We start from the raw sequence: 21,129 nt of genomic DNA, 5'->3' as shown, positions 1-21,129 counted from the left end.
AATAATGGTCTATTACAATTTAAGAACTCTGATAGAAAGAGTAAATGGCTATAAAGTGCCATCTAACTGGAATATGAAGGGGGGAGACAAAATGGATAAAATAGAGACAACATCTTCACCAGAAGTAGCCACATTAAGTGTATCTAATAAAAAAAGCCATGTTACTTTTGCTGATGTAAAAGCACTGGTTAAAGTCGGCATTGTTAATTCAAACTTAATCACTGTATTTACTGGGTTCTGGTTAGCCCTTTATTTTACAAACACCCCTTTTATGGCAAAATGGGATGTTTTCCTACTAACGATAATTGGAAGTACACTTGTAATTGCCGGTGGTTGCATACTAAATAACTGGTATGATGTAGATATTGACCCCAAAATGGCTCGTACAAAAACGAGACCTACCGTAACCGGAAACATATCTTTAAATATAGCATTAGCACTAGGAATAATTTTCTCAGTTGTAGGGTTTAGTTTGTTAATGTTCACCACACTAGAGGCAGTCTTATTTGCCTTCATGGGTTGGTTTACGTATGTAGTGTTATATACAATATGGTCAAAAAGAAGGTACACACTAAACACTGCTATTGGCAGCTTCTCAGGAGCCGCACCACCGTTAATTGGTTGGGCAGCAGTAGATCCAAATTTTCATGTCGTGCCATTTGGCTTATTCATTATCATGTTTATTTGGCAAACACCACACTTTCTTGCATTAGCTATGAAAAAATGCAAAGAATACAAAGAAGCCGGTATTCCGATGTTACCGGTCGTAAGAGGTTTTGAGATCACTAAACGGCAAATTGCAATATATATTGCCTGCTTATTACCACTACCTTTTTACTTGGCTGAATTAGGAACCGTGTTTATTGCAGTAGCCACCATTCTAAACATTGGTTGGCTTATACTCGCAATAAGAGGTTTCTTTATGAAGAATGATCTTAAATGGGCAAATATGATATTTATTTATTCGTTAAATTATTTGACAATTCTATGCCTTGTTATGGTATTGGTAACCATTGATTCACCGTTTAGTTAGTTATTGTCCTTAATAATAAACATATATAAGGAAACAACATGAGGAAAGAGAGGTATAAATAAATGATAGGTTGGATGGGAAAAAGAAAACCTTTATTTCTTTTCGGTATGCTGACATTGCTTCTTGCTGGCTGCGGGAAAGAGAATCTAACGGCTTTCGAACCAAAAGGGTATGGCGCTGAGTCATCCATGAATCTAATTATTCTTTCGATAATTATCATGGCGTTTGTTTTAGCTATTGTATTACTCGTTTATGTCATTACATTGGTTCGCTTTCGTAAAAAGAAGGGGCAGGAGAACTTCATTCCAAAACAGGTTGAAGGAAATAAAACACTGGAAACTGTTTGGACAGTAATTCCAATTATTCTAGTGCTAATCTTAGCCGTGCCCACAGTAGTGGCAACTTTTGACCTTGCTGATAAATCAGAGGCACAAGATGGCATTAATGTAGAAGTAACCGGGAACCAATACTGGTGGCACTTTAATTATCAAGGTGATGAAGTGCAAACAAGCCAGGATTTATACATTCCTACTGGCGAAAGAGTTTATTTAAACATGAAGTCATCAGATGTTATTCATTCATTCTGGGTTCCAAGTATATCTGGGAAAATGGATGTTAACCCTGAGAACGTAAACACAATGTATCTTGAAGCACATGAAGAAGGCGTTTATTGGGGGAAATGTGCAGAACTATGCGGCCCTTCCCACTCACTTATGGACTTCAAAGTAATAGCAGTTAGTCCAGAGGAATACGATCAGTGGATTTCTGACATGCAAAGTGTTGATCCTGAGGCTGATCCAGAAGATGCAGTAGCTCAAGATGGAAAAGCATTATTTGAAGAGAAAAGCTGTGTGGCTTGCCATGCTATTGGATCTTCTCCAAATGCAACTGGACCAAACCTTACAAACTTCGGTGACCGTACCAAAATTGCAGGGTACCTTGAGCCAACAGAAGAAAATCTAGTTAAATGGATAACGGACCCTGAGTCAGTTAAACCAGGGAATAAGATGACTGGTAACTATCCTGACGTTTCAGAGGAAGAAGCAGAGCAAATTGCTGCATATCTACTGCAGTTAAGTCCTTCTGATATTACCACTGAAAGCGCAGGGAACTAGAAGAATACAGAACAAATACGGGATGGAAGATGTAAAAGGGAGGTTTATAATTTGAGTATTGCAGCTGCTCAGAATAAAGGATTTCTTGCTGCCGTGTGGGATTACCTAACAACAGTTGACCATAAGAAAATAGCAAAGTTATATCTATTTGCTGGTGGTTTCTTTTTCCTGCTAGGCGGACTTGAAGCTTTGTTTATACGTATACAATTAATAAGCCCGGAAAATGATTTCCTTACTGCTGGCTTGTATAATGAAATGATAACAATGCATGGAACAACAATGATATTTCTTGCTGCCATGCCATTGTTACTAGGTTTAATGAATGCCATCATGCCTTTGCAAATTGGGGCACGTGATGTAGCATTTCCGTTTTTAAACTCATTAGGATTTTGGTTATTCTTATTTGGTGGAGTCTTGCTAAACTGCAGTTGGTTTCTAGGCGGAGCGCCTGATGCAGGTTGGACTTCTTATGCACCATTATCGATTCAATCACCTGGACATGGTGTTGATTTTTACATAATGGGACTACAGATTTCCGGTGCTGGAACCTTAATAGGTGGTATTAACTTTCTTGTTACGATTGTAACGATGAGAGCACCAGGAATGACATATATGCGTATGCCGTTATTTTCTTGGACTACGTTTGTGACAAGTGTATTAATCTTGTTTGCTTTCCCAGCGTTAACTGTAGGGTTATTCCTACTAATGTTTGACCGAATGTTTGGTGCGGCCTTCTTCGATGTTACGCTAGGAGGGAACGCAGTCATTTGGCAGCATCTATTTTGGATTTTTGGACACCCTGAAGTATATATCCTGATTTTGCCTGCATTTGGTATCTTCAGTGATATAATCTCAACTTTTTCTAAAAAGCGGTTGTTCGGTTATACGGCAATGGTATTTGCTACAATCCTAATCGCATTTTTAGGATTTATGGTATGGGCCCACCACATGTTTACAGTGGGACTCGGTCCTGTCGCTAATGCTATTTTCGCAATTGCTACAATGGCGATTGCAGTACCAACAGGTATAAAAATCTTTAACTGGCTAGGCACAATGTGGGGAGGAAGCATTACCATTAATTCGGCAATGCTTTGGACACTTGCATTCATTCCATCCTTTACTATTGGTGGTATGACTGGTGTAATGCTTGCATCTGCGGTAGCCGACTACCAGTATCATGATACTTACTTTGTGGTAGCACACTTTCACTATGTAATTGTTGGTGGGGTAGTGTTTGGTATCCTTGCTGGATTGCATTATTGGTGGCCAAAAATATTTGGCAAGATATTGAATGAAACGTTAGGTAAATTATCTTTCTGGCTGTTCTTTATCGGCTTTCATTTAACGTTCTTTATCCAGCATTTTCTAGGGTTAATGGGTATGCCTCGTCGTTACTGGGTATTCCTTGAAGATCAAGGTCTGGATACAGGAAACCTTGTAAGTACCATTGGTGCTTTTCTAATGGGTATCGGTGGATTGATCTTTGTCATCAACATTATCTACACTAGTGTAAAGGGCGAAAAAGCACCTGCCGATCCTTGGGATGGTCGTTCGTTGGAGTGGGCAATTCCATCTCCACCACCATTTTATAATTTTAAACAAACCCCGTTAATTCGTGGTCTTGATCCTTTATGGATTGAGAAAACAGAAGGTAAGGGTAAAATAACGCCTGCAGAACCTCTTGGTGATATTCATATGCCGGATGCTTCAATCTTACCGTTTATTATGTCACTTGGGTTTTTCGTTGCAGGATTCGGGTTTATCTATCAGGTCGATCACAGTGGATGGTTAGCAGCAATATTTATTGGAATTGGAACAGCGTTAATCTGTATGCTTATTAGATCACTGAAAGATTACCATGGCTTCCATATACACAAAGAAGAACTTGAAAGGGAGGCTGACTGATATGAGTCAAGATCATTCCTTAAATCCAGAAACGATGCCCCAGGAACCTGAAAAGGCCACCCTGGAAGGTAAAAATAAATTCATGGGCTTATGGTTTTTCCTTGGAGGAGAAACTGTCTTATTTGCCAGCCTATTTGGTACCTATCTTGCCCTGAGGAATTCTACAGCTGGTGGGCCTGCAACAACGGATCTATTTGGGCTTGAACTTGTTTTCATCATGACAATGCTGTTACTGACAAGTTCTTTAACAAGTGTTTATGCAATGTATCAAATGAAGAATAACAATTTTAAAAAAATGCAGCTTTGGTTGGGGATTACTGCCTTTCTTGGTATGGCATTCCTAGCTTGCGAACTATATGAATTCAATCATTACATTCACGAATTTGAGTTTACTTTTCGCTCTTCAGCATTTGGATCGGCCTTTTATACGTTAGTTGGATTTCACGGAGGCCACGTTGCTTTCGGTCTTAGCTGGTTAATTGTATTAATGGTTCGAAATGCGAAAAGAGGACTGAATTTATACAACGCACCGAAGTTTTATACTTTTAGCTTGTACTGGCACTTTATTGATGTCGTATGGGTATTTATCTTTACTGTTGTATACTTAATGGGAAAGGTGGGTTAACCAATGGCTGACAACATCAATACCAATAAGGTTAATTCTTTTCGCAAACAAAAAAGTAAGGATGAAATGAAAAAACAGCTCATTTCCTTTGCGCTGATGATTGGTTTTACAATCATAGCGTTTGGAATCGTAGCTACGGATGCAATCGACAAAATGTTTGTTGTTCCTTTGCTACTTATCCTAGCTTTCGTACAGGTTGCATTTCAGTTTTATTACTTTATGCATATGAAAGACAAAGGACATGAGTTACCTTCCATGATGATTTACGGTGGTATATTTGCTGCTTTATTAACCATTGCAGCACTTAGTGTTATCGTATGGTGGTAAGCTATATTTTTACAGCGTATTGAATATTTGAAGGCTGGGAGAAATCCCAGCCTTTTCTTTTAGCTTTTAACGTGCAACAAGATCTACCTCTCTAAAATACGGGGTTAATTATTTAGACCTCTGTTTTGTATAACGTGGTGGAATTATAAAAGCTTTCGTTTTAAAATCGTCACATTATAAGCGTGTATCTTACTAGATAATACGTTATAATGATAGGGATAAACTTAACTTTATGGAGTGGGTAAAGATGTGGCTTGAACTTCAGATATTTGGCTTCCGAGCATTATGGAGTCCTTACTTTTTCCTGTTTGTGTTAGGACTAGCTATTGCATATTTTGTCATAACAGGGCCCTACCGTGAGAGGTTTGGCGGGCATGACAAACCAACTAGAAAACAACAGGTATTTGTTTATACTGCATTGGCTCTTTTATACATTGTAAAAGGATCACCGATCGACTTATTAACACATATTATGCTTTCTGCACATATGGCACAAATGGCTATATATTACTTAGTGTTTCCTATCCTCTTAATTAAAGGGATTCCTGCGTGGATTTGGAGAAAAGTTGTTTATTTACCGGTGGTGCGTCCTGTACTTAATTTGCTGACGAAACCGATTATTTCGCTGTTATTATTTAACACGTTATTTTCTGTTTATCACATGCCAATCGTGTTTGATTTTGCTAAAACTTCGCAAATCGCACATACCACGATATCGCTTATTATTTTAGTAGCTGCATTTATCGTCTGGTGGCCAATTTTATCACCATTAAAAGAAGCAAAATCGCTACGCCCCTTACTTAAAATCGGCTATATCTTTGCTAATAGTGTACTGATTACACCAGCTTGTGTGTTAATTATATTTGCTGATCATACGTTATTTGATACATATACCCAGGGTGGTGCTTGGATACAGGCGATGCAACTTTGTGTACCTGGTGATGTCATTCAAGGTTTGAGTGGACAGCTGTCAGGGCCTCAAATGTTTTCCAATATGAGCCCTTTAGAGGATCAGCAATTGGGTGGTATTATCATGAAAATTATGCAAGAAATTACGTACGGGGTTATTCTTGCACGAATCTTCTATGGTTGGTTTAATGCTGAAAGTTTAAAGGTGGACCCTATTCCAGCGGAAACACAAAACTATTAATACTGACTATTTGAGTTAATTATGGAAAGGAATTTTGAATTATGCCTTTATTACCTACAATAAGTACATTTTTCATCGTATTAAGTGCTATTTTAGTGGCATTTGGTTGGAGATTTATAGTGATAGGAAAAGCTGCAACACATAAGAAAACCATGATTGCTGCTGCTATTAGTGCTTTAATATTCTTTATCATTTATGCATCTCGGACCGTGTTTATTGGAAATTCAAGCTTTGGTGGCCCAGAGGAGTTAGAAATTTATTATACGCTGTTTCTAATCTTTCATATTTTCCTGGCGACATCTGGAGCAATATTTGGGATTGTAACACTAACGCTAGCATTTAAACGGAAAATAAAGAAGCATAGAAAAATCGGACCGGTTACAAGTATTATTTGGTTTTTCACAGCAATAACAGGAGTGATGGTCTATTTATTGCTTTATATACTTTACGATAGTGGTGAAACTACCAGTATGATAAAAGCGATATTAGGATCATAATTCTAGCATTTTGGAAAATGATTTTATTATAAAAAAAGTGAGTACCAGATTAACTGGACTCACTTTTTCTTTTTACCCTATACTTTGATATTCCACTTAATAATCCCCGCTTCTTTGGCCGAATTAAAAGCAATTACAAGTAATGGTCCAAGTATAAAGCCGAGAATACCCAATAGCTTTAATCCAATAAACATAGCAATTAAAGTGGCTAATGGTGAGAGACCGATGTGACGCCCCATTACTTTCGGTTCGACGATTCTCCGGATTGCTAGCAATATGATGGCTAATATAGATAATTGGATACCAGTTGAGACATCTCCTGCAAGCAGCATAATCAATGCCCATGGCCCCAATACGATAATCGAACCGATGATTGGAATAATATCGACAATCCAAATGATCAGAGACATCACGATTGCTACTTCCGGTACGATTAGGAATAAACCGATTAGAGAACCTACTAGAATAAGCAAACTAACAAGAAACTGGGCTTTGAAGAAACCAAGAATAACACTCGCAAGTCGTTTATTCATAAATGATACTTTTTCAGCAGTCTCTTTTGTCATCAAATTATATGTTTTTGCTTTTAAGATTGGGAGCTCAAGCATAAATAGGAACAATGCAATCAAGTATACGAGAAGACTGATTAAGTACTGTGGTACTTGTGCTACGATCTGAGCAATTCTGTCTAAGGTAATCTTTTCTTTTGCAGTAGTACTCAAGTTAACTAGGTTTTGTTCAATACTATCTGAAACCTGGTTAACAAATTCAGAAGGAAGGTCGTCTGTGTATTGCTCTAGATCCGTTTCCCAGTCTTTATAAATTTCGTTTAGTTTATTAAAGTGGGATGGAACATCCTCAGCAAAATTCACGACCTGTGTTACTGCTTTTGTTACAATAAATGTTCCAGCTACTCCTGCTATTAGAAGAAAGAGCAAGAAGATAATTGTTACAGAGGCTTTTCTGCTAAGTCTAATTCTCTTTTGAAATAAGCGAACCAATGGGTTTAAAATGAGTGCTGTAATAAAAGCAACTACTAATGGAATAGATATTGGCAAAATAAAAATAATCGCAATTACCAAAATAACTCCAAGAATAATTAATGTCCAATGGTGTTTTTTAATATTTCGCAGCAACGGTATACGATAGCTCCTTTCAATACAGTTTAATATGTATGTTTATTTAAAATATAGCACTAATTCGTTATTTTGAACAGATTAATAAATCAGTGGGGGTTTTCGTTCTTCTCTCACTGATTGTTAGTTGAACGAATCGGGGTGTTAGCGTCCGTTTATTCCCACTAAAAACTCACGGTTTCACTTCATGTTTTAAAGAGGGAGTCTTACGGGCGGTTGTACCGGGATAAAAATTAATTATGGACAGTTTATTCTTTTTCTTTTCTAACTTTCCAATTTATTTATCTTAGATCGGTAAAAACCAACTACCATTATTCAGTAGTTGGTTTTTACATTAGTTTTTATATTGATCTAATTCTTCTTTGACTTTCAACACAATACTTTTAGCACGTTCCACTAGGTTTTCTGGGAAATTCTCATTCTCACCATATTCAACACCATGTGGATAATAGTGCTTCCCAAGCAGTGGGGTCATCAATTTGATTACGGCATTACCACGATCTACATCGCCTTCCGTTGCATACCCTTGTAAGCGGATATAGTATGTAACATTTTTTTCTTTGGAATCTACTCTGTAATCATAGGTGACACGGTCATAATCCCATTGGCCTGCACGTACAAAAGCATGTTTTGCAGTTAAGTGATCCAGTGGTTTTAAATCAATTAGTACGTCTTCAAATCCAGTATTTTCGATTCTCAATTTCGTTCACCTCACATATTTGTCCTCATTAAACTATAATAGTATGAAATGGTATAAGTTGCAAGGGATGTTGATCACAATGGTTTCGTTTTCAATATGTAGCTTTTTTTGAATATATTATTACATATAAAACGTACTAAATAATAGAGGAAACAAGAATGGTTTCTATTTCTTTCTCATATAGATAGTTATATACAAGATAGGGGGATTCGCGATGCGCTTCGTTCGTATAATTTCAGCACTATTAATAGTTGCTATGATTGGATTCTATTTTATCGAACAATCTGATAGATCAGTGGAGACGAGTACAAAAGACGTAGAAGATAATTTTGCAAAAGGTAGAGATAGTTTACTTAAGTCTAAGGTGGTACCTGAAATGCCTGTTCTTACCAATGGTGGGGCACTGTTTCAATGGATAGGTGAGAATACACAAAACTTAACCGAACAGCTTGGTGAGCCATTAAGAAAAGATAAGAGTGCGTACAACTACACGTGGTGGATTTATCCGGACGAAAAGGATCAATATATACAATTTGGTGTGGAGGAAGGCGCAATCCAGACCGTCTTTGCAACAGGAAATGGTATTGATATAGGGCCCCTAAAGGTTGGACAATCTCGCCAAGATGTCAAGGAAGCGTTAGAAACGCTTGGAAAGGATTTAGATTATGAAAACGAGGTTGCTTATGAAAATGGTATTTCTTCTTATCGCTTTCAATTGAAAGAGGAAGATTTAAGCAAACGGCCTCTCATTAAATTATCAGATAATCTGTTTTTGCAAGCTTATTTTGACACGTTTACTGATCAATTATCTTCGGTACGAATCTTAACAGGCGATGTATTACTGCGTCATCGACCATATGGTCTAGAGTATCGAGGAGATTTACCTGATGAACCTTCCTTTTCGGATGAGGAATGGGAAGAGATTGAAACAGGGATGGAGAAGCAAATTTACGATATGACAAATGTAATAAGGTCAAATCATGACCGATCCGTTTTGAAAGAAGAAAATTCAGTCTCAACAGTGGCTTTTACTCATAGCAAGGATATGGCGGAGAACAATTACTTTTCTCATTATAGTCAGGACGGCTCCGGTTTAAAAGAGAGACTAGCCGTTGAAGAAGTTTATTATACATCAGCTGGTGAAAACATTGCTGCCCAATATCCTGATGCACCATCTGCAATGTTAGGATGGTTGAATAGTGAGGGGCATAGAGAAGCTTTATTAAATGATGCCTATACACATCTTGGGGTGGGGGTTTATCGTTTATACTACACACAAAACTTTCTTCAGCGCCCTGAATAGACGGGAAGGAATGAACTAAACACAATACAAAATGCTGGGCGATAATTTCATGCCATTGGGTGAAGAGAATCGTTTGGCATTTTTGCATTAGTTTAAGATACATAATCAGCGAAGTCCTCAAGTAACCAACTTGAACTACTATAAATAGATATCATTTGAATTTCACTTTCACAGTATCTTTAGAAGGACATAAAATATAGTACAGATGACTATATAGCTGGAGGTGAATAGATTGAGCAATAAGCTGCATCCCTCTGTAGTTGAATTTAAAACGTTTATCAACAAACATCCAGCGCTGATCAAGAAAATCAGAAAAAGTGGAAGATCATGGCAGGAATACTATGAGCAATGGGCGTTACTGGGAGAAGAGGATCCACTATGGGATGAATATAAAGAGGAAGAAACAGAGTGGAAGAAGGAAGAACAAGATGAGAATGAAGGGTCATTTGAAAAAAACAAGGAGCTTTTCTCCAATTTAATAAAAATGACGGAGAATATGGATTTAAATAAAGTGCAAAAACAAATTGACTCATTCAACAATACTATTTCCGTTATTCAAGAGTTATTAGGACAGTTTAAACAGTCTGATACAAAATCTGAACCTGTAGGAAAGAATGGTTTTGGTTGGTTTAAAGATTAAGGAGAGGAAATAATGGATAAGACATGTCTTTTATACCTTGAAGAAAACCCCCAGATAGCCCGTTTTGTTCGCTATAACCCTGTTTGGTATAGATATCTTTCTAGGGAACCTTCCCGTATAAGTGAATTACCGAAGGAAGCAAAAGCATTCTATGGTAAAACAATTCCACAAAGGGTAGAGCGATTTAGCAATCAGATGCAGATGGTGGGTATGATGCTTCAATTTGCAGGTGCAATGAAGGATTAATATATTTTCAGAAAGGAAATATAATGATAGAATGGGGGTGGAGGTGCTTAGGCATGATTGCTACTTTAGAATATGTTGATATTCTTGATCGATCAGAGCTGTTGGGGAAAATGGTACTCGATTCCGATGTTATGGAATCATACAATAACTCCCTGCAGGAATTAAATGAAGACAAGGAAGCGCAAAGGCTTATAAAAGCTTTTAAAGATATAAAAGTACATTATGAGGATGTACAACGATTCGGAAGATACCATCCTGATTATAACGATATTATGAAAAAGGTGCGTTCGGTTAAGCGAGAGATGGACATGAATGAAAAAGTCGCTACGTTTAAAATAGCTGAACGAAATCTTCAGAAATTGCTAGACGAAATTAGTGGCCATGTGGCACTAAGTGTTAGCGAGCAAATTAAGGCGCCTAAAGATGGTGGAGCTTTGACAGACAGTGGCTGTGGCTGCGGAAGTGGCGGCGGTTGTGGCTGTGCATCTTAATCAGATGATCCTTTTTTCGAAAATACAAAGATGGTGAGGAATTAGCTATGCGAACGATGCGCCAGGGTATTATTGTCTGGTTCCAACATATGAAGAACCTGAAGCATATTAAACGTTACGGTCATTTTCTATATGCATCCAAGCGACTTAAATATGCTGTGCTTTATGTGAACCAAGAAGAGCTAGAAAAAGTAGAACATAAGCTTAATAAATTGTCGTATGTTTCAAAAGTGGAAAGATCTTATAAGCCATTTGTGGAAACAAATTTTGAGAATGCCAAGCCAGACAAGGCAAAACAGTATGATTATAAGATGGGTATATAATCACCATCTAGAGAAGCCGATATATTTTGCTGAATAACTTGTAACAGGGTTATTCAGTTTTTTATGTTCTTTTTAAAAATCAAGAACAAAAGCGCAAGCGCCCGTTTTAAGGAACGCCGACCAAGTTCGCCTCGTCCCGAGGCAACGTCGGCATGACCCGGATCCTCCGGGCCCACGCAGCAAGTGGAGCGAATCAACTGAGATAAAGGAATCATGCCCCTGCAAAAGGGGTATGTCGGCGTTGGCCGGCAAGGACGTTTTTAGTCGACCGACCTTAATTGAGGAACCGATGATGACTTTCACCCTACGGGTATAAGGGCGACTAGGCCTCTGGTTTTCACCAGTCGGCAAGTCTTCTTTTCACCCTCGGGTATAAGTGCGACTAGGCCTCTGGTCTTCACCAGTCGGCAAGTCTTCTTTATCGTAGGGCGATTATGTGAAGTCGCCTAGTTTCTGGGTGCTGGAGTTGGACGTGGCTACTTCAGTTGTTTTGTTATCCACAGCTTACGATTTTTATAATTTCCTAGACAATAAAAAAAACCTGCAGATATTTATCTGCAGGTCCCTTCGTTGCTTTCAACATAGAAAACAAAAAGGCAAAGGGAGAGGAGAAACCGGAGGAAGAACTTATGGGGAAGTGTAAGTCTTCTCCGTGTTTTGAAACAACCAAACTAACCATTAGCTGTCTCAATATGCTATTATGGTCAAGTAAACAGAATATATACATGTAAGTACCTGATTTTATTTTTAATCTTATAGGTTCTATTTTCCTTACCCGCATTATATGTGGTAGGATTAATTTCGAGAACTGCTGGACAGAGGTGGTAAAATGCGCGTAATAGCAGGAGTACATAAAGGAAGACAATTAAAAGCTGTACCTGGAAAATCAACAAGGCCGACTACAGATAAAGTAAAGGAAGCAATCTTTCAAAGAATGGGACCTTTTTTTGATGGCGGTTCTGTCTTGGATTTGTTTGCAGGAAGTGGCTCACTGGGGATAGAAGCACTTAGCAGAGGAATGGAGTTTGGCATATTTGTTGATAAACATCCGAAGGCGATACATACTATTGACGAGAATCTCCGTCTGTTAAAATTAGAAGATTGTACGGAGGTATACAGGGCAGAAGCATCTCGGGCTCTCCAAGCAACTGCAAAAAGAGAGTTGAAATTTGACCTGTTATTACTTGACCCTCCATATGGTAAGGTCGATTATGAACAAATAATTCGTGATAGTCTAAAGCTAGACATTTTAAACCAGTCTGCTATTATTTATTGCGAACATGACCCTGCCGAAAGCATTCTTTTCGATCAACAACAGTTCACTTTAGTAAAACAAGACAATTACGGTGGAACAATTGGAATAACTATCTTACAAAAGAATTAGAAGGGAGTACTGACTTTGACCAGATTGGCAGTTTGTCCAGGTAGTTTTGATCCTTTAACCCTAGGGCATTTAGATATTATCCAACGCGCTGCAAAAGTGTTTGATCACATCATTGTGGCTGTATTTAATAACCAATCAAAAGCTCCATTATTTAGTGTGGAGGAAAGGATTGAGTTAATAGAAAAATCTACAAAACACATTCCGAATGTTACGGTAGACCACTCCCATGGTCTGTTAATGGATTACGCACGGGAAAAGAATGCCCAAGCAGTTATTCGCGGACTTCGAGCAGTAAGTGATTTTGAGTATGAAATGCAAATAACTTCCATGAATCGGAAGCTTGTGGAGGATATTGAGACCTTTTTCATCATGACAAATAATCAGTATTCTTTTCTCAGTTCCAGTATTGTTAAGGAAGTTGCTAAATACAAAGCAAATGTATCTGATCTTGTACCGAAGCCGGTTGAGGAAGCTCTTAACAAGAAATATCGGTAACCTAAAACAGACTTTAAGTTTAAAAGATGATCCTGCTAGTGATGGATCATCTTTTTTTATGGAAAAAAAAGATCGATCGTAATATAGGCGAATTCCCCATAGCAGTAAGTGCGAGAAAAATAGCAATACGCTACGCTCTTGATCTACGATATAGTAGAACGGCAGTCAAGGCTAGGAAAAGTAGTGTAATAACTGGTCCAACGTTTTGCATTATCGTCATTAATGCAACCCAGTTGTTCTCTACATTCTGATTGAATACAGGCATATCATTGAGTTCGAAGGTCTGTTTATTCAAATAAAGAGGAATGTACAATACCACTGTAAGAATACTGGCTAGCGCACCATGCAAAAATCGAGCCAAAAAATAGGGTTTGAATCGTATATCAGTTCCGGAAAGAATACTAGCTACCTGTGCCTGTACGGAAAGCCCATTAAACCCCATAATAAAGCTAACAAGTACTGCTTGGGAAAGAACAGTGGCTGTTTTCTGGGAAATCATTTGCGCTCCAATCGTGATTTCAAATAATCCCGAGAAAAGAGGAAGTGCCATATCGATTGGTATAGAAAAGATCGATAAGATAAATTGAAATATGATAGCAATAAGTGGGGATAACCCGATTAAGAAAAATAACTTGGTCAAAACCGAAAAAAGAATAATAAATCCTCCAACCATAACAAGGGTTTTAATCGAGTTTATTACGGCATCTCCCAATATCTGCCCCAAAGCCCTTTCATCACTTATTCTCATTTCGTGCATCTCGCGGAATGCTCTTTTAATAGAAAACTTCTTCTCTGTCTTTTTATGGCGCGTGGCGTTTCTTTTTTCTTCTGCTCTTCCATAAAAACGCATGCATAGCCCTACAAGTGCATTACTACCATAATGGCAGACCGCAAGCAAAACACCTAGTTTAGCATCATGAAAAAATCCAATCGAGACAGCTCCGATGATAAACAGTGGGCTAGAAGCATTTGTGAAGGAGACAAGCCGCTCTGCTTCCACTCTTGATATTTGTTCTTCTTCTCGAAGTCGTGCAGCAATTTTTGCTCCTGTTGGATAGCCACTTGCCATTCCCATTACCCATCCAAAACTCCCAACACCTGGTACATTAAACAATGGTCGCATAATGGGTTCGAATAGGACACCGATAAATCGAACGACTCCAAAGCCAATAAGCAATTCAGAGGTAATAAAGAAGGGAAGTAAGGAGGGGAAAACAACTTCCCACCATATATTAAGCCCTCGAATACTTGCTTCAAAGGAGTCATTTGGAAAAGCTATAAGTGAAAACGCCACAAAGGTAGTTAAACTGGCTAAGATTATTGTTTTAATTACTTGTTTCAAAATATAAAGCCCCCTAAGTGTGATAAGCCTTGCTCTGTACTTCTTTTTCCGATAGTAGTAGAATAATGCTAGCCTCTTTATTTAAGTTGCTAATGGATCTCTTGTACAAGCTTATATCAATATACGCACATACATAGGCGATTTATGCCATACACTTTTTAAAGTATAAAGTCATTAAGAGCCCGACAGCGTGCGAGCAGGATCAGAAGGCAACGTAATTTGGCGAAGCGATGATAGAACAACTCATATAAAAGGGATTCGAACCGAACTATTTTATTGCAAATAGTTCGGTTTTACAGGCGCGTACTTTCATCCCAGCTTTTCTGTTTGTCATATCGTCTCTTGCTTAAAATTCAACTTCTGCAAAAAACTAGATGTCCTAATTTCAGTGTGTTTTAGGATTTTGATTAATCACTTATAAGCTGTTTTGAAAATAGTTTTTCCGGAAAATAAAGAGGGAACTGGAAGGAGTCTTATAATGAAATTTACAAAAAAGCAAATTATTACCCTGATTATAGTCGTGATTATTGCGTACTTTATAGCTGCATTTAAACTACCATTTTATATTTATAAACCAGGTGGAGCAGATGCTCTTAATCCAATTGTTTCAGTTGAAGAGGGCTATCAGAGCGAAGGAGATATGCACCTAGTTACAATAAGTGGAGGACAAGCTACTCCGATTCAATATGTTTGGGCAAAGCTTCTTCCACACCATCAAATTCTCCCGATCGAAGAGGTAAGGCCAGAAGGTATTTCGGACGATGAATACATGCATGCACAGCTACAGATGATGGAAAATTCTCAGGAAGCTTCCACCGTGGTGGCATATGAGGCAGCGGACAAGGAGATCACAATCGACTATAATGGTGTCTACGTTGTTTCAGTTGTGGAAGGCATGCCTGCAGAGGGAAAATTGGAAATGGGAGACAGGATAATTGGAATCGATGGGGTAGACGTTAAAGAAGCGGACGATCTCATTAGCTATGTAGAAAGTAAAAATGCAGATGATACGATAGAAGTAGAATTTGTACGTGATGAGGAGACTCAATTTAAGGAAATACAATTACAAACCTTCTCGGACACTGAGAATAAAATTGGCATTGGTATTCAACTCGTAACAGATAGAAGCGTCTCCGTTGATCCTACAATAGAGTTCTCGAGTGGTAGCATCGGTGGTCCAAGTGCTGGACTTATGTTCTCTTTGGAAATATATGATCAGCTGACTGAGGAAGATATAACAAGAGGCTACGAAATTGCAGGGACAGGCGAGATCGATTATGATGGAACTGTTTACCGAATCGGTGGTATTGATAAAAAAGTAGTGGCTGCGGATAAGGAAGGAGTGGACATCTTCTTTGCACCGAATGAGGAAGGCAGAGAAGACTCCAATTATCAGGTCGCTTCAGAAACAGCAGAAGAGATTGGTACTGATATGAAAGTTGTTCCAATTGACACGTTTAAAGATGCTTTAGACTATTTAGAGAAGCTTGAGCCAAGGTAAAGTTAAAACTTCAATCAGTGGGGGTTTTCATTCTTCCCCCACTGATTGTTAGTTGAACGAATCGGGGTGTTAGCGTCCGTTTACTCCCACTAAAAACTCACGGTTTCACCTCATGTTTTGAAGTGGGAGTCTTACGGACGGTTGCACCGGTAAAAATAATAGAAGATAGAATAAAAGACCTTCCAAAAGGAGAGGTCTTTTATTTGTTAATTAAAAGTGGGGGCATTAGCTCTTGTTTTTTCAATTTATGCCGAATAGCTGGAGTGAGTATGCTGTAGTAGGCATTGCTGGCCCTTTCTTCTAATTGTAGTAAGGGATTATCCTGGAGTGATAGTTTAGAAACCAATGGTACATTCATTTGTTTTTTAGCTTTGTTAAGATAAGCTTGTCCGTTTTTTGTTAAACCTAATAAACGAACATAAGGAACGCTATGGTTACTAACTAAAGGCGCAATTTCTTCTTTTCTTACGTTTGCTAGAATAAAAACAAAAATACGTTGGAGTCTAGTCCAAGTATAGCGTTTTGTTTTTACAGCTTCCACCCATTCATGGAAGGAGCGAGCATGCATTGCCGTCTTTTTAATTCGATGCTCCAGTCCTTCTTCGACACCATGGATGTTAGCAAGTTCTCCTGAAGTCATCGTCATAACACGATACTGGAGGAGGTCAAAGTAATGCTCCCAGGTGTGCCATTGTCCTGATTTGCTTTTGTATTCAGTTAATTGCTCAATTGTACTAGTTGGTATTGCGTTTGCCACTTGATTCGTAATCGTATTATGCTCATTGAGGGCTTTGCGAATACTTGTTGCACTAGCTATCGATCCTGTGATGGCTTCGTCGTGATAGCCGCTGTTTGTTCGCTTAATGGTAAGTGGTTCTATCTTATATTCATTTTTTAAGATTGTCTTAACATAACTGTAACCAAGGATATTATTTGGCTTTGTAAGGTCCATACTGTCTTCAGATAGCCCAATTTCCTGATAGGCATGTCGACTGGCTTCAGGGAAGGAGAAACCTTTGGCTAATCCTGCTTTTAATGTCGTACGATAAAGTGCCTGACTGCCTTTTAAGTACTCATAGCTGTTTGTGAAATCAGATGCGTTTCCCGATTCACTCCCGAAGCAAATGCTTGATACACCAATTTCATGTAATGTATGGATGGCTCCTTTTGCAAACAGATCACTACTTTGCACTGCAAAAGCAAAGGGAAGTTCTATTACAATATCGACGCCCGATAAAAGTGCTGCTTTTGCCCGGGAAAACTTGTCTATTATTGCAGGTTCTCCTCTTTGGAGAAAGTCGCCACTCATTACAGCAATGATACAGTCTGCATCCGACGCTTTTCGAGCCTCCTGAATATGATAGGCATGTCCATTATGAAAAGGATTATATTCTACAACTAAGCCACATGCTTGCATTATAACAACCCCTGTATGTAAGATGGTAATTATTGTATCAAAAAAAGCTACTTTCTGCACGATTATCCCAATAAAGAAAGGGAATAATGGGAATATAGTCTGGTGTATTCCTTAGTACGGAATAGTGAACCTGTTTTTTATTAACTCAAGATATATTATTAAGTAAATGTGTAAAGAAAATATGTTGACAAAAGTCTATTTTTCTTTTAAAATAACTCTTGTTGCCTAGAGGTGATTACATTGAAATTAACATTGGCGCAAATTAGAAAAAGTGCTTATAGTGAACCTTTCGCTTTTGATGAAATGGTGAACGTTTCGGAATTAGAAGCAATGAACAATGATATTAGGGAAATAAACCCAGTTCGTGTTCAGGGACAGTGCTTCTTGCAGGGTGAACAAATTATTGTTTCATTTAAAATAAGCGGAAAGATGATTTTGCCATGTGCACGTACATTAGTGGATGTCGATTATCCCTTTGAGATCAAAGAGGATGAGGTATTCACCACATCCTCTTACTATGATGAAGAGGAAGAAATTCATCCAATTGACGGGGAGGTACTTGACTTAACTCCCTATATAAAGGAGAATATTCTCTTAGAGGTTCCTTTTCGGGTTTTTGCTGAAGATACAAGTGGTCAGGATGCTGCTCCTTCTCAAGGTGCGGGATGGGAACTTGTTTCTGAGAAACCAGTAGAAGAGACGATCGACCCACGTTTTAAAAAACTAGAGTCATTATTTGAAGATAAAAAGGAAGACAAGTAAGGATTACTGTTCTGTGTTGTTTTCTTTTTATGAAGGAGGTGTAAGTCATGGCAGTACCTAAAAGAAGAACGTCAAAAAAAGTTAAAAACCAACGTCGTACTCATAAGAAATTACACGTACCTGGCATGGTAGAATGTTCAAATTGTGGAGAGTTAACTAAGCCTCACCACGTTTGTAAAGCATGCGGGCAATATGATGGTAAAGAAGTAGTAAGCAGCTAATAAATAGTATGCGTAAAAACAGGACACTATGTGTGTCCTGTTTTTTTTATTGTCTAGGAAACTATAATGTGTGTGTTCTGTGGATATCAAAACAACTGATGTGCCACGTCTAGCTCCAGCACCCAGAAACTAGGGAACTTCACGAAAATTGCCCTTGCCGGTCAACGCCGACATACCCCTTTTGCAGGGGCATGATTCCTTTTTCTCTTGCGGGGGAGCTTCATTAAAATTGACTTTACGTGGCAGGGATTTTGGTGGGGCGAGTAATCGCAGTCCCAATATGGAGCGACCTGGCATGGCTAGGCGCACTCGCTACGTGGGCCCAGAGGATCCGGGCCATGCCGACGTTGCCTCAGGACGAGGCGAACTTAGTCGGCGTTCCTTAATACGGGGCACTGCGCTTTTGTTCTTGTCAGAAAATCGCTTTACGCCTTTTGTTCATCTTGCTAAAAAGTTCTGATGCTGATGCTAGAGGCAAGCTAGATTGTTATCAATTGAATTTCAATAAGAATCCTTTATGAATGGAAATGAGTTAGTGATTCAGCTGTCTATTAAGAAGGAAAATGAAGTGGTTGCTTACTTACAGCCTTTAAAAAAAGTAGCTAAAAGGCAATATCATATTCTATCACTCCTATTTTTTGCATACATTGATAGCAAACGTATAAGGAGGGATGGTATGAATGCGACACGGCAGGATGCATGGACGCAAGACGAAGATATCATATTAGCTGAAACAGTTCTTCGACATATAAGGGAAGGGAAGACACAGTTGGAGGCTTTCAAAGAAGTTGCTAAACAGCTCTCTAGGACCTCGGCAGCATGTGGGTTCAGATGGAATGCAACTATCCGGAAGCATTATCAGGACGCTATACAATATGCTAAGGAGGAAAGAAAACAAGGCGATAAGAAGCAATCCTGGGCTCGCGCTGAGGGGAGTAATCCGGAACGGGATACAATTGAAACGGCGATTTCCTTACTCGAGAAGATGAGAACTGGATTTTTGGATGATTTACCTGGTAACAAGCTTGAACAAGAGAAACGTATTGAGCGTCTTCAGCAAGAAAATGAACAGCTTCGCCAACAATTGCTAAGGTATGATAATGCTTGGAAAGAGATGGGAAAGCTTTGGGATTGGGTGAAGACAGGCGCTTCTAATTAGAATGTTTTCTATAAATAGAGTACAGTACAAGATGGTTTACTTCATACAAAGCAATTATAAAAATACCCATAAAAAAGACATGAATGGAATCCTCATTCATGTCTTTTCGAATTATAGAGTGTAATCCTCTTATGTTGTTTCCTTTTCTTTTACACCTTCTGGCATCCAAATAAGCGGGTTTTCACCTAGGTCACGCTCCATATCATAGTGCGCTTTTTGAAAACCCATTTTTTCCCAGAATGTATGTGAGTTGATTCTCGGGTTTGTTTTAATTGGCAGGTTGTAGCTTTTTGCAAACTCTACCAACGCTTTTCCGTAACCTTTGCCTTGATAATCTGGTAAAACTTCCAGCTTCCAAAGGGTCAAATAGTCCTGCTTGGGTTCGAAGTATGCATCATATTTCTTTTGTACTTTATAAAGGCTCATTCTTGCAACAAGATTATCTCCAATATAGATTCCGTAAAACGGTGAGTCGTTATAATTCTCAACCATCTTATTTTCTAAGTCCTCAAGCATGGAAAGTTCCTGGTTCCCATATTCCTTAAAAAATTTAAACTTTTCAAGTGTTTTATAATTGATTAATAGATTCTCTACCGTTTGTTCCATAAAAAGCATCCCCTTTGTGTCATATTATCTCTTGATATTTCTAACCATTCCATGTCAATTACGCAATGTAATCGTTTACTAAATCGGGTTTCTTTTTAAGCTCCTATAATCAGAAGTTTTAAGTAAAGCTTACATGGTTTAAAGTTACAGTATAATTATATTATAGAAAAATTCTGATGGAATTGAAAGGATTAAATAATGTTCATTTTCAGTTTCTTTATAAAAAGGGCAACTGAGTTCTTCGTATATGTATCAGGAGCTGGCTTTCTTAGTGGAAGAAAGTGGATCATTTAGATATGCACTTTGTTGCAATATAAGTTAGAATAACAGGAGATAAGAGCAGAAGGGACTAATGGAATAATGATGCACTTTATAACTTATATCAGTAGTATATTTATTGTTGCTCCCTTTTTGGCAACTTGGTTAATTTATCTGGGTGCGGTTAAGCTATATAAGCAGCAAAGGCGTGCTTTTTTCGCGGCCGTAAACGTTAGTACGCCATTTTATATGATTGCTATGTTGGTGTTGCTATCACACTTATTTAACATCAATGCAACCGGAATGTTGGTCATAGTACTACTCTTAATGTTGATGATCATTCTTTATTTACAGTGGAAATATAACACAGAGGTAATACTGGGAAAGGCATTTAAGCTCCTGTGGCGTATTTGCTTTTTACTGTTTTCCTTTCTTTACCTTTTGCTGATCTTGTATGGATTGATTGACCGAATCTTTTTCTATTAAGAAAGCG

24 protein-coding genes are annotated in these 21,129 nt (G+C 38.3%); 19 read left to right on the top strand and 5 right to left on the bottom strand.

What is annotated here, in order from left to right; all coding sequences use genetic code 11:
- Positions 1–91 precede the first annotated feature (91 nt).
- The 7 genes from cyoE to BN988_RS03935 all read left to right on the top strand — a co-directional run bounded on the left by cyoE (position 92) and on the right by BN988_RS03935 (position 6,652).
- Positions 92–1,033, top strand: coding sequence for a heme o synthase (gene cyoE, locus BN988_RS03965; RefSeq protein ID WP_036573322.1), 942 nt, complete (start codon positions 92–94; stop codon positions 1,031–1,033).
- A 62-nt stretch (positions 1,034–1,095) separates the two neighbouring features.
- Positions 1,096–2,148, top strand: coding sequence for a cytochrome c oxidase subunit II (gene coxB / locus BN988_RS03960; protein ID WP_036573321.1), 1,053 nt, complete (start codon positions 1,096–1,098; stop codon positions 2,146–2,148).
- 51 nt (positions 2,149–2,199) lie between these two features.
- Entirely contained in the window at positions 2,200–4,053 is a 1,854-nt protein-coding gene (ctaD, locus tag BN988_RS03955) for a cytochrome c oxidase subunit I (protein WP_036573319.1), read from the top strand.
- 1 nt (position 4,054) lies between these two features.
- Positions 4,055–4,678, top strand: a complete 624-nt coding sequence (locus BN988_RS03950) for a cytochrome (ubi)quinol oxidase subunit III (protein ID WP_036573317.1) — start codon at positions 4,055–4,057, stop codon at positions 4,676–4,678.
- A 3-nt stretch (positions 4,679–4,681) separates the two neighbouring features.
- Complete coding sequence (gene ctaF / locus BN988_RS03945; protein WP_036573314.1) at positions 4,682–5,005, top strand: cytochrome c oxidase subunit IVB; 324 nt, start codon at positions 4,682–4,684, stop codon at positions 5,003–5,005.
- A gap of 247 nt (positions 5,006–5,252) precedes the next feature.
- Positions 5,253–6,155, top strand: a complete 903-nt coding sequence (ctaG, locus tag BN988_RS03940) for a cytochrome c oxidase assembly factor CtaG (RefSeq protein WP_036573312.1) — start codon at positions 5,253–5,255, stop codon at positions 6,153–6,155.
- A 41-nt stretch (positions 6,156–6,196) separates the two neighbouring features.
- Positions 6,197–6,652: a DUF420 domain-containing protein gene (locus tag BN988_RS03935; protein WP_036573310.1), complete on the top strand. Its 456-nt coding sequence runs from the start codon at positions 6,197–6,199 to the stop codon at positions 6,650–6,652.
- A 77-nt stretch (positions 6,653–6,729) separates the two neighbouring features.
- Here the strand turns inward: BN988_RS03935 and ytvI are convergent, their stop codons facing one another.
- Complete coding sequence (ytvI, locus tag BN988_RS03930; protein WP_036573308.1) at positions 6,730–7,788, bottom strand: sporulation integral membrane protein YtvI; 1,059 nt, start codon at positions 7,786–7,788, stop codon at positions 6,730–6,732.
- A gap of 334 nt (positions 7,789–8,122) precedes the next feature.
- The gene (locus BN988_RS03925; protein ID WP_036573307.1) at positions 8,123–8,488 is read right to left on the bottom strand and encodes a YugN family protein; all 366 of its coding nucleotides are present in this window, start codon (positions 8,486–8,488) and stop codon (positions 8,123–8,125) included.
- A 214-nt stretch (positions 8,489–8,702) separates the two neighbouring features.
- Between BN988_RS03925 and BN988_RS03920 the strand changes: the two genes are divergently transcribed.
- The 7 genes from BN988_RS03920 to coaD all read left to right on the top strand — a co-directional run bounded on the left by BN988_RS03920 (position 8,703) and on the right by coaD (position 13,370).
- Entirely contained in the window at positions 8,703–9,791 is a 1,089-nt protein-coding gene (locus BN988_RS03920) for a CAP domain-containing protein (RefSeq protein ID WP_036573305.1), read from the top strand.
- Positions 9,792–10,023: 232 nt separating this feature from the next.
- Positions 10,024–10,431, top strand: coding sequence for a spore coat protein YlbD (ylbD, locus tag BN988_RS03915; protein ID WP_036573299.1), 408 nt, complete (start codon positions 10,024–10,026; stop codon positions 10,429–10,431).
- 12 nt (positions 10,432–10,443) lie between these two features.
- Positions 10,444–10,677, top strand: coding sequence for a YlbE-like family protein (locus tag BN988_RS03910; protein ID WP_036573297.1), 234 nt, complete (start codon positions 10,444–10,446; stop codon positions 10,675–10,677).
- Between the two features lie 53 nt (positions 10,678–10,730).
- Positions 10,731–11,168: a YlbF family regulator gene (locus tag BN988_RS03905; protein WP_036573296.1), complete on the top strand. Its 438-nt coding sequence runs from the start codon at positions 10,731–10,733 to the stop codon at positions 11,166–11,168.
- 47 nt (positions 11,169–11,215) lie between these two features.
- Positions 11,216–11,491 carry a YlbG family protein gene (locus BN988_RS03900; protein ID WP_036573293.1) on the top strand — a complete coding sequence of 92 codons (276 nt, stop codon included), beginning with the start codon at positions 11,216–11,218 and terminating at the stop codon, positions 11,489–11,491.
- A gap of 829 nt (positions 11,492–12,320) precedes the next feature.
- Positions 12,321–12,875, top strand: a complete 555-nt coding sequence (gene rsmD / locus BN988_RS03895; RefSeq protein WP_036573291.1) for a 16S rRNA (guanine(966)-N(2))-methyltransferase RsmD — start codon at positions 12,321–12,323, stop codon at positions 12,873–12,875.
- Positions 12,876–12,890: 15 nt separating this feature from the next.
- Positions 12,891–13,370 carry a pantetheine-phosphate adenylyltransferase gene (coaD, locus tag BN988_RS03890; protein ID WP_036573289.1) on the top strand — a complete coding sequence of 160 codons (480 nt, stop codon included), beginning with the start codon at positions 12,891–12,893 and terminating at the stop codon, positions 13,368–13,370.
- A 130-nt stretch (positions 13,371–13,500) separates the two neighbouring features.
- On the opposite strand, the gene ylbJ is transcribed toward coaD, so the two are convergent.
- Positions 13,501–14,712 (bottom strand): sporulation integral membrane protein YlbJ, encoded by a 1,212-nt coding sequence (ylbJ, locus tag BN988_RS03885; protein WP_036573279.1) that lies wholly within the window; start codon positions 14,710–14,712, stop codon positions 13,501–13,503.
- A gap of 478 nt (positions 14,713–15,190) precedes the next feature.
- Here ylbJ and BN988_RS03880 point away from each other — a divergent pair, with 478 nt between their 5' ends.
- Positions 15,191–16,213, top strand: coding sequence for a SepM family pheromone-processing serine protease (locus BN988_RS03880; RefSeq protein ID WP_036573276.1), 1,023 nt, complete (start codon positions 15,191–15,193; stop codon positions 16,211–16,213).
- A 199-nt stretch (positions 16,214–16,412) separates the two neighbouring features.
- Here BN988_RS03880 and BN988_RS03875 read toward each other — a convergent pair whose 3' ends face one another.
- On the bottom strand, positions 16,413–17,630 hold the full coding sequence (locus BN988_RS03875; RefSeq protein ID WP_036573273.1) for a nucleotidyltransferase: 1,218 nt from the start codon (positions 17,628–17,630) through the stop codon (positions 16,413–16,415).
- Between the two features lie 240 nt (positions 17,631–17,870).
- Between BN988_RS03875 and BN988_RS03870 the strand changes: the two genes are divergently transcribed.
- The 3 genes from BN988_RS03870 to BN988_RS03860 all read left to right on the top strand — a co-directional run bounded on the left by BN988_RS03870 (position 17,871) and on the right by BN988_RS03860 (position 19,772).
- Positions 17,871–18,392 carry a YceD family protein gene (locus BN988_RS03870; protein WP_036573271.1) on the top strand — a complete coding sequence of 174 codons (522 nt, stop codon included), beginning with the start codon at positions 17,871–17,873 and terminating at the stop codon, positions 18,390–18,392.
- Between the two features lie 47 nt (positions 18,393–18,439).
- A complete protein-coding gene (rpmF, locus tag BN988_RS03865) occupies positions 18,440–18,613 on the top strand; it encodes a 50S ribosomal protein L32 (RefSeq protein ID WP_036573267.1) in 174 nt (57 codons plus the stop codon).
- Between the two features lie 676 nt (positions 18,614–19,289).
- On the top strand, positions 19,290–19,772 hold the full coding sequence (locus BN988_RS03860) for an RsfA family transcriptional regulator (RefSeq protein ID WP_036576326.1): 483 nt from the start codon (positions 19,290–19,292) through the stop codon (positions 19,770–19,772).
- A gap of 129 nt (positions 19,773–19,901) precedes the next feature.
- Here the strand turns inward: BN988_RS03860 and BN988_RS03855 are convergent, their stop codons facing one another.
- Entirely contained in the window at positions 19,902–20,378 is a 477-nt protein-coding gene (locus BN988_RS03855; protein ID WP_036573264.1) for an N-acetyltransferase, read from the bottom strand.
- Positions 20,379–20,738: 360 nt separating this feature from the next.
- Between BN988_RS03855 and BN988_RS19385 the strand changes: the two genes are divergently transcribed.
- The gene (locus BN988_RS19385; RefSeq protein WP_036573263.1) at positions 20,739–21,122 is read left to right on the top strand and encodes a DUF3397 family protein; all 384 of its coding nucleotides are present in this window, start codon (positions 20,739–20,741) and stop codon (positions 21,120–21,122) included.
- The last annotated feature ends 7 nt before the right edge of the window (positions 21,123–21,129 follow it).

This window comes from Oceanobacillus picturae, from assembly GCF_000612865.1.
Lineage (GTDB): Bacteria > Bacillota > Bacilli > Bacillales > Amphibacillaceae > Oceanobacillus_B > Oceanobacillus_B jordanicus.
Note: the sequence above shows the minus strand (reverse complement) of the source record. Positions and strands in the feature narration are given on the sequence as shown.

Excerpts from the sequence above, each read along its gene's own strand:
- cyoE (WP_036573322.1), top strand. The coding sequence starts at position 92 with ATGGATAAAATAGAGACAACATCTTCACCAGAAGTAGCCACATTAAGT.
- coxB (WP_036573321.1), top strand. The coding sequence starts at position 1,096 with ATGATAGGTTGGATGGGAAAAAGAAAACCTTTATTTCTTTTCGGTATG.
- BN988_RS03950 (WP_036573317.1), top strand. The coding sequence starts at position 4,055 with ATGAGTCAAGATCATTCCTTAAATCCAGAAACGATGCCCCAGGAACCT.
- ctaF (WP_036573314.1), top strand. The coding sequence starts at position 4,682 with ATGGCTGACAACATCAATACCAATAAGGTTAATTCTTTTCGCAAACAA.
- ctaG (WP_036573312.1), top strand. The coding sequence starts at position 5,253 with ATGTGGCTTGAACTTCAGATATTTGGCTTCCGAGCATTATGGAGTCCT.
- BN988_RS03935 (WP_036573310.1), top strand. The coding sequence starts at position 6,197 with ATGCCTTTATTACCTACAATAAGTACATTTTTCATCGTATTAAGTGCT.
- BN988_RS03920 (WP_036573305.1), top strand. The coding sequence starts at position 8,703 with ATGCGCTTCGTTCGTATAATTTCAGCACTATTAATAGTTGCTATGATT.
- BN988_RS03910 (WP_036573297.1), top strand. The coding sequence starts at position 10,444 with ATGGATAAGACATGTCTTTTATACCTTGAAGAAAACCCCCAGATAGCC.
- BN988_RS03905 (WP_036573296.1), top strand. The coding sequence starts at position 10,731 with ATGATTGCTACTTTAGAATATGTTGATATTCTTGATCGATCAGAGCTG.
- BN988_RS03900 (WP_036573293.1), top strand. The coding sequence starts at position 11,216 with ATGCGAACGATGCGCCAGGGTATTATTGTCTGGTTCCAACATATGAAG.
- rsmD (WP_036573291.1), top strand. The coding sequence starts at position 12,321 with ATGCGCGTAATAGCAGGAGTACATAAAGGAAGACAATTAAAAGCTGTA.
- BN988_RS03880 (WP_036573276.1), top strand. The coding sequence starts at position 15,191 with ATGAAATTTACAAAAAAGCAAATTATTACCCTGATTATAGTCGTGATT.
- BN988_RS03875 (WP_036573273.1), bottom strand. The coding sequence starts at position 17,630 with ATGCAAGCATGTGGCTTAGTTGTAGAATATAATCCTTTTCATAATGGA.
- rpmF (WP_036573267.1), top strand. The coding sequence starts at position 18,440 with ATGGCAGTACCTAAAAGAAGAACGTCAAAAAAAGTTAAAAACCAACGT.
- BN988_RS03860 (WP_036576326.1), top strand. The coding sequence starts at position 19,290 with ATGAATGCGACACGGCAGGATGCATGGACGCAAGACGAAGATATCATA.
- BN988_RS03855 (WP_036573264.1), bottom strand. The coding sequence starts at position 20,378 with ATGGAACAAACGGTAGAGAATCTATTAATCAATTATAAAACACTTGAA.
- BN988_RS19385 (WP_036573263.1), top strand. The coding sequence starts at position 20,739 with ATGATGCACTTTATAACTTATATCAGTAGTATATTTATTGTTGCTCCC.